Source organism: Seonamhaeicola sp. MEBiC01930 (assembly GCF_045277075.1).
Classification (GTDB): Bacteria; Bacteroidota; Bacteroidia; order Flavobacteriales; family Flavobacteriaceae; genus Seonamhaeicola.
Genome location: NZ_CP104270.1, coordinates 1,896,057 through 1,910,765, shown reverse-complemented (window position 1 = coordinate 1,910,765; position 14,709 = coordinate 1,896,057). Strand labels below are relative to the sequence as shown.

General features: G+C 33.2%; 8 protein-coding genes. 1 reads left to right on the top strand and 7 read right to left on the bottom strand.

The annotated features are described in order from the left end of the window. Positions 1 to 53: 53 nt before the first annotated feature. Genes N1F78_RS08345 through msrB form a run of 3 tightly spaced genes read right to left on the bottom strand, consistent with a single transcriptional unit; the run spans position 54 to position 4,781 of the window. Complete coding sequence (locus N1F78_RS08345; RefSeq protein ID WP_406682702.1) at positions 54 to 3,740, bottom strand: metallophosphoesterase; 3,687 nt, start codon at positions 3,738 to 3,740, stop codon at positions 54 to 56. Positions 3,741 to 3,787: 47 nt separating this feature from the next. Further along, the gene (gene msrA / locus N1F78_RS08340) at positions 3,788 to 4,330 is read right to left on the bottom strand and encodes a peptide-methionine (S)-S-oxide reductase MsrA (protein WP_406682701.1); all 543 of its coding nucleotides are present in this window, start codon (positions 4,328 to 4,330) and stop codon (positions 3,788 to 3,790) included. Next, positions 4,320 to 4,781: a peptide-methionine (R)-S-oxide reductase MsrB gene (gene msrB / locus N1F78_RS08335; protein ID WP_406682700.1), complete on the bottom strand. Its 462-nt coding sequence runs from the start codon at positions 4,779 to 4,781 to the stop codon at positions 4,320 to 4,322. The genes msrA and msrB overlap by 11 nt, the downstream gene beginning before the upstream one ends. 195 nt (positions 4,782 to 4,976) lie before the next feature. Here msrB and N1F78_RS08330 point away from each other — a divergent pair, with 195 nt between their 5' ends. Next, positions 4,977 to 6,179, top strand: coding sequence for a Pycsar system effector family protein (locus N1F78_RS08330; RefSeq protein ID WP_406682699.1), 1,203 nt, complete (start codon positions 4,977 to 4,979; stop codon positions 6,177 to 6,179). On the opposite strand, the gene N1F78_RS08325 is transcribed toward N1F78_RS08330, so the two are convergent. From N1F78_RS08325 to N1F78_RS08310, 4 genes are all read right to left on the bottom strand, one after another. Beyond that, positions 6,176 to 8,551 carry a GAF domain-containing protein gene (locus N1F78_RS08325; RefSeq protein ID WP_406682698.1) on the bottom strand — a complete coding sequence of 792 codons (2,376 nt, stop codon included), beginning with the start codon at positions 8,549 to 8,551 and terminating at the stop codon, positions 6,176 to 6,178. The two genes, N1F78_RS08330 and N1F78_RS08325, sit on opposite strands and share 4 nt — an antisense overlap. A gap of 222 nt (positions 8,552 to 8,773) precedes the next feature. Further along, positions 8,774 to 10,429, bottom strand: a complete 1,656-nt coding sequence (locus tag N1F78_RS08320; RefSeq protein WP_406682697.1) for an alpha-amylase family glycosyl hydrolase — start codon at positions 10,427 to 10,429, stop codon at positions 8,774 to 8,776. Between the two features lies 1 nt (position 10,430). Further along, positions 10,431 to 12,305 (bottom strand): alpha-amylase family glycosyl hydrolase, encoded by a 1,875-nt coding sequence (locus N1F78_RS08315; protein WP_406682696.1) that lies wholly within the window; start codon positions 12,303 to 12,305, stop codon positions 10,431 to 10,433. A 4-nt stretch (positions 12,306 to 12,309) separates the two neighbouring features. Beyond that, positions 12,310 to 14,670, bottom strand: coding sequence for a TIM-barrel domain-containing protein (locus N1F78_RS08310; RefSeq protein WP_406682695.1), 2,361 nt, complete (start codon positions 14,668 to 14,670; stop codon positions 12,310 to 12,312). Between the last annotated feature and the right edge of the window lie 39 nt (positions 14,671 to 14,709).

The following is a 14,709-nucleotide window of genomic DNA, read 5'->3' as shown; positions in this document are numbered from 1 at the left end:
AAATTACAGTTAAGGAAATAGACCAAGAAATAAAATCAAGGTAACAACTTGTATTAAAACCCAAAACCTATCTTAAAAGCTAACCGCAAACCATCGTCACTATTAAAAGCCGATAAATTTAAGGTCATAATATCGGCAGCATTAGCAAAAACTCCTCCTCCAATTGAATTATTCCAAGAATCAGAATCTTCATCATCATACCAAACGCGTCCATAATCAACACCTGCATAAACACCTACATGAAACGGTAACAACCCTGTTTTTAATTTTCTAAGGTTTAATCTCAAATCTGTACTCTGTACAAAAGAACTCATGCCCGTAAAGCGTTCATTTCTATAACCTCTTAGACCATTATTTGCCCCTATACTAGCACCTTGATAAAACTCTATATCATCATCGTCTCCAATATTAATATGTCCTCTTAATTTGGTAGCCAATACCAATTGTCCATTAGAAACAACCTTATAATCAAAGCTTAAAGCAGGAATAAAATATCCAAATCCTTTGGAATTATCAATATTAGTGGTATACCCCAATTGAAAACTAGACTCCATACCTAATGTTGGAAACGCATCATTATCTCTATTTTCGTAACCATACTCTATCTTAGCTCCAATAAATGTATTGCTTACGTCTGCATTATCACCAATAAACTGGTTAATAAAGCGACTTTCAGTTTCTTCTACTTCAATAGATTCATAATTAAAACCTATTTTAAAACTAGCACCTTGTTCACCCCGCCACACCAATGCTGGGGCAAATTTTAAAGTTTGTAATTTTACCCTGTTATAATCCAAATCCACATCCAATCCATCAGTTTCATCTGCTTCAGGGTTGCTTGTTTCATTTCCAAAACCAAAGAAATTGATGGCATAATTAGGACTTGTAAACTTTACGTTTAACTCTAAATTCATTCTTCCTAAAACATTAGCAAATTCTCCATTATACCCTAAATCATAACCATTTGTAGCAAAATAATAGGCTCCAGAAAATGTATGCTGTGAGGTAAAAGGGTTTCTTGCAAAACCGTAATTGGTTAAAGTATTAACAAAACCAATTTTAAATCCATCATCGGGGTTTGCCCCAAGAGTTGGCACAAATTGATTGGTATTATTCTTCGGTTTTGTATGGTCATATATATTGGTTTTGTAATCGTCAATTAGTTTCCTTACCCCTTTATTAGTTGTAAATGTGTTCCTTTTCGTTTTGTAATCGTAAATCTTTACTTTTTTTCCAATCTCTACATTATAAATATCGTTATTCTGACCACCAACCAATCTTATTCTAATGAGATTACCAGTATCATCTCCAATAACTTTAAAAGTATCTTCATCATCTAAACCGTAAATCCAAATTTCTTTGGTTTTCTCCATATTAAAAGACTTCTCATAAAGTATATCATCCTTTTTTCCGTTTTTTATTCTATATGCAGAAACTTTAGTTTTTCCATTTTGCAATCTTTCAATTTCAAAAAAATCATCTTTATCAGTACCCTTAATAAGTACATATTTGTTTAACACCTGATAATAATCGTTTGCTATTTTAGGAAGGTTCTTAAGTCTTTCCTTTAAAATTCGTTTGATTTCAGAAACTGTTTCTGTTTGAACTTCTATAGGGAATTCTTTGAATGCTTCATCAATGACATTGTCAGTAAGGTTTTTTTGAATAAAATTTACTTGCTCTTGCCATTGTTTTAAAGTTGTTTTATTCAATATAATCATATCTAAAGAAAAAGGACTGAAATTAAATCCTTTTACGTCCCTAACATCTTCAAGAAACCCTTCCATTAATTTTAAAGGCGGTATTACCTTAGTAGCAACCCCCATTAAAGCACCATCTCCCATTATTGAAAAGGCCTGATCTCTATCTCTTGGAATGGGTTTATATATAACTTTACCCTTTTCCTTAAACTCTGCCCATCTCCATTGGTCTGTGTGTCTATCCCAATCTCCAATAGCCATGTCAAATAATCGAGCTCTAAGAAACATTTCTTCATCTACAACATACTTTTCATCTTTTCGCAGGTTTTTTATTAAATCATCTGTACTCGCAATTTTATCTGAATACCCAAAGCTCTCAAGGTTTCCATGACCATTGGAAACATGCTCTTCTATCATATACAATTCATCTCCAAAACTGTTATTAAATTGACCCAAAACTTCTTGCTTTGGCACATAATACAATACCGGATTTGTATGAAACAAGGCTACAGCATCAGATAATTTACCCGTAACAAATGGCGCATATGGGTGAGAACCGGTATAAAAATCTAGTAATAAACGCTCTGTTGAGGTACCATCAAATTGCCCCTCAATATACTGATCTTTAAACGCCATGGCCTGCAGATAAACAACTGCACTCTTTCTTATGGCCCTCATAACATAACGCTTGCCATCATCATTTTTTAAATGTAAAGATTTAGACTGATGACCACCACCTTTTCTAAATGGTTTTAAACCACCAAACAAGGTATCTAAATTTACGGTTAATGCATTAACCTTGGTTCCGTAATATTTTCTATAGCGATCTCCCCAAATAGTTTTATAAAAATTACTTTTAGCTACCTCTTCTTCTGTATAAACAGATGCTTTTACATTACTTGGAAATGATTCATTATAATTCACAATGTGTTCTTCCACATCTTCAGCAAACACTTGATTTTGATAAATTAGCTCATTGTTTATAGCCGAATAAAATCGTACGTAAGAAGACCCATCTTTCAATACATCAAAACGTGAGTAACCCAAGTCACTGGAAGAAAACTCTCCTGATATATTTTTAGTTGCTGTTGACTTAGATCCTGAACCACTTATTATTTGTGGCAAGTTATCCTGCACTATATATTGTAAACCATGTTCATGACCAGATACAAAAATCACTTTATCATTTTCTTGAGCTAAAGTAACAATGCGTTTTTTTAAAGTATTATATTTTTTGTTTTGAAGATCTGCTGGAGAAACTCCACTGGTTTTTCTTAACAAATTTTTTAAAGTTCCTAAAACAGGAAGTGGTGTAAGGTGCGAGCCAAAAGAATATTGCCCTCCATGAGGCCCATTAGTAAACATAGGATGATGTAAAGCCAAAACAGTAGTTTTACCCCTTGCTTTTTTTATTAAACCTTCTAATTCTTCAAAAAACTTAGCTCTTGTTTTAATTTCACAGTCATCATTTATGGTTGGATGTTTATCCCAATTTGTTATATACCACTCAGAGTCTATAATAATCAAAACAATATCTTCAGAGACATCAACTTTTTCAATGGGGCAACCATTTTCCGGTAAAAATGTGTTTTTTCCTAATTTATCTTCAATATAATTTTCTTGTCGTTTAAGCCCTTTTAAGCCGTCACTATACCAGTCATGATTTCCAGGAATAAAAATCGCATCCCCTTTAAAATTCTTAACAATTTCTGTTTGAGCATTTAATTGATGTTCTGCAAAGGTTCTGCTTTCTGATTTTTTTTTGGGCATACCCTTAGGGTAAATATTATCTCCCAAAAAAAGAACCGTACTATGCTTAGAAGCCTGTTCTAATTCTTTTTCTAAAGTTTGTAAAGCTTTTGATTTGGTACCTATTGGAGAGTTACCAGCATCTCCAATTAGGTAAAAAGAATGTATAATATCTTCTTCTTCAAAATTACCCGAAATTACTGCATCTTTATATTGAGTTTTAAAAGTAGCACAGGCATTAAAAAAAACAAGTATACCAAAAACTGCAATAGTTCTTAAACAAATTTTCATTGAGGGTTGGATTAATTTTTAATTATAAAAATAGTAATTAAACTTTACTACTCCTTCAATTTTTCAGCGTAAAGCTTTCTGAACTTAGCCAGCTTAGGTGAAATTACGGCATTACAATATCCTTGCTGTGTATTATTTCGGTAATAATCTTGATGATAATCTTCGGCATCATAAAAAATATTTAAAGCCGTAATTTCCGTAACAATAGGATTATCAAAATACTCAGCAATATCCTTAACCACTGCTTCTGCAACTTCCTTTTGGTTGTTGTTGTGGTAATAAATCACAGAGCGGTATTGAGTTCCCGTATCTGCTCCCTGTCTATTTAATGTAGTAGGGTCATGCGTAGTCATAAAAATAATAAGGAGCTCTTCATAAGATATAATACTACCATCAAAAGCTACTTGCACTACCTCAGCGTGACCGGTTAACCCAGAACAAACCTCCCTATATGTTGGTTTTCCCGGTACACTACCTCCTGAATAACCAGACACTACCTTTTCTACACCTTTTAATTCTCTAAAAATAGCTTCTGTACACCAAAAACATCCACCTCCAAAAGTGGCTAACTCAAATATTTTATCGTTCATCTATTGCCTTTTTTTCTAGTTGAAGTGATTCTGAATTTATACAATAACGCAAACCACTTGGTTCAGGTCCGTCAGGAAACACATGCCCTAAATGAGCATCACAGGTATTGCACATAACCTCAACCCTAATCATACCATAAGAGTCATCCCTTTCATATTTAATGGCATTATCTTTTAAGGGTTGCGTAAAACTAGGCCAACCAGTTCCTGAGTTAAATTTAATTGTAGAATCAAACAAAGATGTATCACAGCAAACACAATTATACTTACCCGCTTCATAAATACTACATAGTTCACCACTATGAGGCCTTTCGGTTCCCTTTAGTCTAGTAATTCTAAATTGTTCTGGAGTTAATTTTACTTGCCACTCCTGCTCAGTTTTTTCAACACGAATGTCTGGTTCTAAATTTCCGTTTACGGAGAAATCAATAACGTTTTTCCAAGTTAGCATACCAAATAGTTCTTTTCCTTTTTTTTAATTAGCAAATATGCTTTTTATCCTATAATATGTCGGTACTTCTTTCGTTTTCTTACGGAGTACATTTATCCGAAACGATTGAAAGTAAAATTGAAATTTACGACAAAATATATCGTTTATAAACTTTAATTTAAAGTTTAGTATTTTTACCAATAAACCCTTTGTGTTATGAGTAACCTAGTTGTTGAAGCTGAAAAATTTACCACCAAGCTTCTGAATGAAAAGTTAGATACTTCTTTTCTCTATCATAATTTAACACACACACAACGTGTTGCTGAAAAAACTAATGAGTTGGCTGAACTTTGTGAGTTGTCTGAAGATGATAAAGAAGCTTTGTTTTTAAGTAGTTGGTTACATGACACTGGTTATACTGAGGGAATTAAAAATCATGAAGAAAAAAGTGTTGCTATTGCCAAAGATTTTTTGAATTCTAAAAAATACTCTACTGATAAAATTGAAAAGGTTTGCCAATTGATAATGGCCACCAAAATGGAACACGAGCCAAAAACGCAATTAGAAAAAATAATACGTGATGCTGACTGTTCTCACATAGGAAGCAAAAGCTATTTGGAAGTATCTGAGCTCTTAAGAAAAGAATGGGAGTTATTATGCGATAAGACTTATACTGAAAGTGAATGGCTTGATGAAAATATTAGTTTCTTATCAACAAAACATAAATTCCACACCCCAGAAGCTGCTTCTGTTTGGGATAAACGCAAAGGTAAAAACCTATCGGAATTACTTAAAATGAAGAAAAAATTGAATTCCGAAAATAAAAAACTATCCCAAAAGAAAGAGGAGTTAAAATTTAAAAAAGATAAAGTTGAAATGCCGGAACGCGGAATTGAAACTATGTTTCGGGTAACACTAAAAAACCATATGCATTTAAGCAATATTGCTGACACAAAGGCCAATATTTTACTTTCTGTAAATGCTATTATTGTGTCATTGGTTCTAGCTAATTTAATTCCGAAACTAGATAATTCTTCAAATCAACACCTAATCATTCCTACAATAATTTTTGTTTTAGTAACTGTGGTGTCAATTATTCTTTCAGTTCTTGCTACACGCCCAAATGTTACTCGTGGTAAATTCACTAAAGACGATGTTGCAAACAAAAAAGTGAACCTATTGTTTTTTGGTAATTTTCATAAAATGAGCCTTAATGACTTTGAATGGGCCATGGGAGAAATGATGCAAGATAGAGAATACCTTTACTCATCTATGAAAAAAGACCTCTATTTTTTAGGTCTTGTTTTAGATAAAAAATATAAGATTCTCAGACTGACTTATAGCGTATTTATGGTAGGGATTATTGTTAGCGTAATTGCCTTTGCTATTGCTTTTAAAATGTCTGGCGCAGCTTCTTAAGCTTTTATTTCCTTCATTAAATCATCATATGTGTAAAAAGACTTGTCATTTTCATGTTTATGATATAACACACTTACACGTAAAGCCTTAAGTCCGGTCACAGCCTGTAAATCCTGAAGCTCCACAACCTCTACATCATTGTCTAGATAATTTTTAGCCTGCAAGAATTTAATATATCTCATATACTCTATCTCATCTTGTTTTTGAGAATAGACTATGCTAATTTTTCCTTTTTGAGTAACGCGCTCATTAGTTCCCTTAACAAAAGCTTTATCCACTCTCTTTTTCACAATCTCATATCGTGCATTATATGTTCCATCTACATCAAATTGCTTTTCATCCATTCTAAAACTTATAGATAATGGCTGATTAAAAACTAAAATCATGGAAGCTACATCTAACGAAATTGGAAACTCAGACTGCATTTGATAATACGTGTTCTCCATTTCACACATTACCTGTAATTGCCATAATCGCAAATTATACAGGTACAACGGATTGAAACTTTCTTCTTTAGTGATTGATTCACCAATGTACATGTTATGCTCTACACCATCAGTTTTAAAACGTTCAAAGAAATGCGGATACATTGCTTGAGCCTCTTCCTGTTTTTTATCTAAAAGAGAAGCCATTTCTTGATTAATAGTAGCAATAGTTTCATCATAATGCTTTCTATATTTATAAAGCACTTCAACTTTATTATCAATACTATTATGATAAGATTCAATATGTTCTCTTAAACCTTCAATATGTTTTAAATGTTCAAAAACTGGCTCTACCTCTTGTTTGAAAAAATCAGAAATTTGTTGTTCACTATCTACTTGAAAATGCTCTTGAAGTCCTTTTAAATAATCATCTACTTGATAAACAAACTGCTCATAAATAGGCAAAGACTCTATTTCTAACACTTTTTTAAATATACTTTTTACAGCATTTAATTGAAGTGTCAAATCCTCTTTAGTTGCTTTATTTCTTGCTTCTGAAGACCCCTTAATATCAATTTGACCATAAAGTGGGTAAACACCATCAAACGCTATTTTTCTAAATCGAGCTTCTTTTCCGCTTATTTCATCTTTTATAAACTCTTTGGCTTCTTTAGCAAACCGCCAATGAACACTAGGATGAATAGAAGTACACTCTTTTTGAATAATTGCTTCAATGAGATTTTCCTCTTCAGATTTTGAGCGTTCAACTGCCGATACAATATATGGCATTATATCTACCAATTTATTAGCATTAATACTATTAAGCACCTTAGGTCTATTAGAAACAATCTCTAAAATCCCCATGAGACCATTTTCATTGGCAATTGGTGCAAAAATTGCACTTTTAATACCTTGTTGATGCAGTACTTTAATCTGGGGTACCTTTCCTTCTGTTTTCTCATATACTCTTTCTACATCAGAAATTGAGAAGTATTTATGCTCTTTTAATAGTCTATTGTGAGACCAATTGCACAAGGCTTTACAACAATCTTCCTTTTCCTCGCCTCCCAATAAAAAACTGCTAACACCGGCACCATAAACATGCTCAAAAGTATTCTCCTCGTCATTATAAATTGAAAAACCAACTTTAATATCATTAATACCTAAAAGGGAACGAAAGATATCATAAAAACCTTCCATAAAGGTTTCATCTTTTCTTTTGTCCTCCCCAATAAGAGTTGATTTTATGTTAGATATGGACTGGTCCTCGGTTACATCAAAAATATTTGATATTACAAATCCTTTAAACTGGTAACTATTAGGTGGAAATTTTTCTTTCCAAAGTTCTAAATTCTCAAAATTATCCAACAATTCATCATAATCTTCCTGGGTAATTTTAGGTGCTTTTTCTGTGGGAACAATTTCACAAAAATCTGCGTTATACATTATTTTATAATAACGCATAATGCCGTTAGCATCCGGTATTTCATAATAAAACGGTCGCTTAAAACTTATGTTATGCCCATAACAGAAATTTAAAATAATGGTACAGGCAATTATATACCTGTAATCTTCAGGCATGTTTTTTATTTGAAGTTCAAACCCGTCACCAGCCGTCTTTATAATGTTTTTAAAACGCTCAGATTTATTAAAAATCAATTCATGGAAGGGTACAGAAGCTGTTTTAATCTCATTTTTAGTAAGTATAGGGCTAAATGAATCTTGCAGAATTATTCCTATTTCCTTCTTTCTATCTTTTAAGGTTTGTGTTTTGGTAAAGCCGTCTCTTAATTCAGGATAGGCCTTTGCCGTTTCTAAAACACGCTCCGCCCTGGCCGCAAGAAACTCATCTTGGTTATCAGCTAAATCTTCGTAATACTCCAACAGCTTATTAAAGCTAACCTTTAGAATTAAAGGTGATTCTATATTCTCATTTATGTCGGTCATCTGAGTAGTCTTGTAATACAAATTTACAAATAATTGAGTTAGTCGTTAAAAACAAGACTTCATAACAGCTAAAATGTTACAAGAATTTATGTTAAAATTTATGCAAAAAAAAAGAGAAGAAATTTACTTATGAACCAAAATTAATTCAAGTTCAATTTATAAGGTGAAACAAGAATTTCACTGGAATTGATAATGTTCTATATTTTATTTTAAAACAACTCCTTATTCCTCCAAAAGAACGACATCAAACTCAGACTCTAATACTACTTTTCCGTTTTTAACCTTTAGGTTTTGATTAGAATAGACTTCGTGAAGTTTTTGACCATTTACAAAAACCTCTGATACTTCAATTTCTTTCTTGCCCTTTGGTAATTCTAATCCAACCACAACAACATCTTTATAATCTTCTTTATTGTAACTTCTACTAAAAACGAAAGGTTCTTTTGAAATTACATTGTGAACTCCAGCACCAACCGCTGGATGATTTTTTCTGAATTGCCCCAATTTTTGCCAATGCTCTAAAATGGCTTTTTTTGCTTCTAAATCATCCCAATTCATAAGGGACCTTAAATGGGCATCGCCATTAGCACCTTCAATATGTAAAATTCTAGCTAACTCATCTCCATAATACACCTGTGATGTTCCTGGGGAAAGCAACAACTTATTAGCAGTCTCAAATGGTTTTCCACGCATGTTGTCAAATGGGTCATGATCATCATGTGAACTTAAATAATTTAATACTCCGAAACCTTTTAACTCATTTTGCAAAGCATTATTATACTTTTCAAACATATTTTGAATAGACATTTGTTTGGCATTCCATTTGAATTCAAAATTGATTTGACTTGTAAATCTATTATCGTAATAATTCACTTTCTTATCACCAAAATCAAAATATTTACCTCCGCTAATACCATAATTATAGACTTCACCAACCAAATAGAAATCATTATCATCTAAAACCTTAGTGGGGTTGGTCTTTTTATACTCCGCAAAGGCAAAATCACATTCGGTTTTAAATTCTTGCCAAACATATTCCTCAGTGTGCTTTACTGTATCACACCTGTATCCGTCTATTCCAAACTCAGTAATATAATCTGTCAACCATTTAATAATGTAAAACCTTGGGGCTCTTGGATACCCTGTTCTTTCAAAAAACGCATCCAATTCAACAACCTCTTGTTCATACCGGCCCTCTTGTTTCCATTTCTCCACTAAATGGGGCGGTAACTCCACAGCTTCATTTGATTCTGTTTTTATATCAGGCAAATTATCTACCAAGGTACAAGTGATTGTAGATTCATAGGAATTATGTTTACATGTTGGGCCAGTTCTCACCCACCCTTCAGGCCATGCAGGGTCTTTTTCCGTTACTGGCCCCGTATGATTAATAACTGCATCTAATAAAATTCTAATTCCATTTTTATGAGCCGCTTCAACCAATTGGTGTAAATCTTCTTTTGTTCCGTAGTTAGGGTCTATGGCAGTCCAGTCTTTTGCCCAATAGCCATGAAAACCATAGGTTACTCCAGTGCCTTCATCTGTACTCCCATGAATTTGTTCAACAATTGGAGTCATCCAAATAGCATTGATTCCCAAATCTGCAAAATAACCTTCATTTATTTTTTCGGATACGCCTTTTAAATCTCCACCTTTAAAACCGCGAAGTACAGCTGTTTCATTTGTTCTTTGAAAATTAATGTCATTTGAGAGGTCTGCATTATTAAACCTATCTGTTAATAAAAAATATACATTAGCTGCTTCCCAAACAAATGGGGATTCTTGCTTAGTCTGTATTTCTTCTTCTTTGCAATTAATAAAAAATAGAAATACTAATAACGGCGTATAGACAAGCGCTAAAATTAAATTCTTTTTCATCTTAATGAATTTTTAAAACAAATGATTGCAAGGGTACAATTTCAACATTAATAGTCCCTTTACCATTTTCAACCTTCAAGCTTGCAGAAATCTCATTATAAAGCATATCTATTGCTTCATAATTTCCAGTTTCCAACTCCCATGTTTCAATAACATTTTTAGGAATTTTTAGATTAAAGCTTTGTGTGTTTACATCATCAAAATTTGAAACGACAATTAGTTTTTCTTCATCACTCCATCTTACAAACGATAAAACTTTATCTGAATAATTTGGGGTTTTCTCTCTGTTATACAAATGAATATCTTGATATTCTCCAGCTAATGCAGAACTATTAATTGTAAAGTTCAATAAACGCTTATAAAAATCACGTAAGTTCTTTTCTTTTATGGTTGACTGACCCCCATCAAACTGTTTATCATTTACCCAACGTTGTAGATGTGGAACCCCTACATAATCAAAAATAGAGGTTCTTGAAGGATCTCCAAAACCTCCATCTTCTGCTCCTGGCTCACCAAGTTCTTGCCCAAAGTAAACCATAGTTGGCGATGTACTTATAGTTGCCGAAACCACCATGGCAGGCTTCCCTTTTTCTGCATTTCCAGCAAATTCAGGGCTAGCAATACGTTGCTCATCATGATTTTCTAAAAAATGAAGCATATGATGTTCTATATCTTTTAACCCATCTTGAATTGGTGGAATGTTATCTGTTTTTCCATGACCTTGCATCACATGTTTAAGAGTATCATAAAGCTCTACTTTATCATATAGGTAATCCATTTTTCCTTTTTTGATATAATCTCTATAAAGACTAGGGTTATAAACTTCTGCAAGCAAAAAAGTCTCTGGGTTTTTAGTTTTAATACTTGAATTCATATAACTCCAAAACTCTACTGGTACCATTTCCGCCATATCAAACCGGAAACCGTCAACCCCCATATCCAACCAATACAATGCAATATCTTTAAACTTATCCCAAGAGTTAGGAATAGTTCTATCTTGCCAAAATTCGAAATGATTTTGGTAATCTTTATCATCAAATCCTTCTGGAAGCTGATCAAAATCTTTGGTCCCATCTGGAGCTATACCGTAATTCACTTTAACGGTTTCATACCAATCATACATATTGGGTTGTGATAAACGAGAACCATTTCCTGTCCACTTTGCAGGGTTCTCATTAAAAACACCATCTTCTAATGGGTGCGTCTCAACTCCCAACGGAGAATATTCATTTTCCCATTTAGGCAATTTAAAGGTTTCACCTGGGTTATAGTAAAAGTTATTATTCACATCATAAGTCTTAGACTTATTATCTGAAACTCCAAAATCTACAACACCTTCAGGGTTAGTTAGCCCCTGATAGTTTCTTGCCACATGATTAGGCACAATATCAATAATTACTTTTAACCCTGCATTATGAGAACGCTCAATTAAAGCCTTAAATTCTTCTAATCGGTTTTCTACATTAACAGCTAAATCTGGATTTACATTATAATAATCTTTTACAGCGTAAGGTGAACCTGCTCTTCCTTTAACCACATCTGGGTCATCATTGGAGATACCATATTTAGTATAATCTGTAATTATATCATGATGCGGTACTCCTGTATACCAAATATGCGTAACACCTAAATTCTTTATTTCATTCAGTGCTTTATCCGTAAAATCATTAAACTTACCTACCCCATTTTCTTCAATAGTCCCCCATGGCTTGTTGGTGGTATTTGTATTCCCGAAAAGGCGCGTAAAAACCTGATAAACTACCTGCTTTTTCTTTAATACAGTTTTTACTTGCGGTGGTGTTTTTTTCAATTCCTTTTTACAGCTAAACATTATGGTAAATGCCATAAAACAAGTTATAAAAATTGTTTTGTTCATAATGCTATTTTTTTAATTTTATTCTTATTTCAGTTTCTTCCAATGTATTCCATATCACCGGAACACTTAATGTTTTTGTTTCTTCATTCCAATTAACAATTTTCTTTTTTCCATCAATTTTAACTCGCTTAGGCTGCTTATTAATATTATGAATTACCAAATTGATGCCTTTAATTTGAGCCTTGAAGTTACTTCCTTTTTCTGCTTCAAATTCTATTTCCAAACAAGACTTTTCATATTCCGATTTGAACTCTAAAATCTCATACATACCTCTTTCAAAAGCCTCGGCTGTTTGACCATTGTCATTATAAAATTCTTGTATATTTACTTTATTTGAAGCTTCAAAATAGTAATGAATATCTAAATTATTTGGATTGTATCCCTTAGTTGATTGCACTGGTTTTGCTAAAGGAATAAATGCGCCAGAGCGCACATAAGTTGGAATGTTATTTTCATTTAAAGTAATGGTTTGAGTTTGTCCTCCCTTTATATATTCATCAGTATAAAAATTGAACCAATTGGAGGTTTTTGGAAAATAAACTTCTTGTTCTTTTTGTGCCCGATATAAAACTGGTGATACCAAAAAATCATTCCCCCATAAATAGGCCTTTGAATAATTCAACAACTCTGGATTATCGGATTCATCAAAAAACAACGGACGCATTAATGGCTTGCCAAACTGATTATTTTCATAAACTAAATTGTAATTGTATGGTAACAATTGGTAACGAAGCTCTATAGCTTCTTTAGCTAAACTTTTGGCCTTATCACTTCTAAATACCGGTTCACTAGGAACTTCCTCCTGAGCATGTGGTCTATAAACAGGTTGAAAAACCCCATATTGTAACCAACGCACATAAAGTTCATCATCTAAATTGGCTCCTGCAAAACCACCCAAATCAGAATGCATATATGCAAGCCCCTGCATACCCATTTGTAAGGCAATTTTGGGCTGACTTTGAAGTCCGCCCCAAGTTCTATTCACATCACCAGACCACGGAATCATTCCAAATCGCTGAGACCCCGAATATCCTGCACGCATCAATATAAATGGTCTTTCATTTGGGTTTACTTCTTTATTGGCTTCATATACTAATTCAGCCCAATTATGTCCATAAATATTATGCATTTCATTGGCCGTTCCTGTGGCATGTAGTAATCCATCTGGATGCACTTCTGGTTCGCCCAAGTCTCCCCAAAACCCTCTTACTCCCATGTTGGCTAAATCTTTGTAAATATTTTTAAACCAATTTTTTCCTTTCGGATTATAGATATCTATTAATCCCGTATTCCCAAAAAAGAAATCGAATGTAAAAGGGTTTCCAATAGAATCTTTTGCCAAAACATCTTTGTTTACGGTTTCATCCCATCTATTTGAAGTGGTTAAAACAAAGGGTTCTGTAATTAAAATAGTCTCTACATTTTTATCCTGTAAATTCTTGATCATTTGCTTTGGATTAGGGAACGAATCTTTTAAAAACTCTAAATTACCCATGGTTCCTTGAACATCCTTACCAAACCAATACAAATCAAGAATAATGGCATCAACAGGGATTTCTTCTTCATGAAATTTTGCAATTGTGGCTTCTGTTTCGGCTTGTGAATGATACCCAAACCTACTTGAGAAATTACCAAGAGCCCAACGCGGTGGCATGGGTTGCCTTCCAGTTAAATGGGTATAATTACCTAGCAATTCATACCAGGAGTTACCAGCAATAACCTGATAGGTTTTTCTTCCTGAAATAGTTTCATAAATCAAACTATTATCGCCTTTGCTATCAAGATCTAGATACCCAATAGGTGCATTATCAAAATGAACCATGTACTTTTTTGAGGACAGTACAATAGGCAAGGTAAAATTCATTAATTCACTATTGGTTTCATAACCATAATGCGCCCTGTTATAAAGAGGCAACCTGTTTCCTCTCCGGTTCATTTCTAGTGCCCTAGCCCCTCCTCCATAAAGCACCTCATCTCCAGACAAATTGAATTCAATTTTTTCTGTGGTTTCTGCAGTAATATTACCACTAACCAAGTCCATTGGTACATGAGCAGATTTATAATAACCTCTTTTTTCTGAAATGACGGGTTTTCCTTTATAGAAATACGAAATTTGAAATGGATACTTTTGAATATTAACAGATATACCTCCTTTGGCTTTGAAAAAGATATTATCATTCTTAGGACTATAACTAAAAGTAATATCAATATTTTCAGGTTTTAAAATAACAGCATGCGATTCCTGTTCAAACTCTTCTCCTCTGGGGATAAAGGTGGTTTCAACAATATCTTTTGTATAAAACTGGATTAGATAAATTCCGTCATTTACTTTTATAGTTAAATAATCTCCCTTTAGATATTTCAAACTTTGAAATTCTCTGTTTTCAGATTGTGAAAAAGAAAG

Bases quoted from the DNA above. Each gene is read 5' to 3' on its own strand.
- N1F78_RS08345 (WP_406682702.1), bottom strand. From the start codon at position 3,740: ATGAAAATTTGTTTAAGAACTATTGCAGTTTTTGGTATACTTGTTTTT.
- msrA (WP_406682701.1), bottom strand. From the start codon at position 4,330: ATGAACGATAAAATATTTGAGTTAGCCACTTTTGGAGGTGGATGTTTT.
- msrB (WP_406682700.1), bottom strand. From the start codon at position 4,781: ATGCTAACTTGGAAAAACGTTATTGATTTCTCCGTAAACGGAAATTTA.
- N1F78_RS08330 (WP_406682699.1), top strand. From the start codon at position 4,977: ATGAGTAACCTAGTTGTTGAAGCTGAAAAATTTACCACCAAGCTTCTG.
- N1F78_RS08325 (WP_406682698.1), bottom strand. From the start codon at position 8,551: ATGACCGACATAAATGAGAATATAGAATCACCTTTAATTCTAAAGGTT.
- N1F78_RS08320 (WP_406682697.1), bottom strand. From the start codon at position 10,429: ATGAAAAAGAATTTAATTTTAGCGCTTGTCTATACGCCGTTATTAGTA.
- N1F78_RS08315 (WP_406682696.1), bottom strand. From the start codon at position 12,305: ATGAACAAAACAATTTTTATAACTTGTTTTATGGCATTTACCATAATG.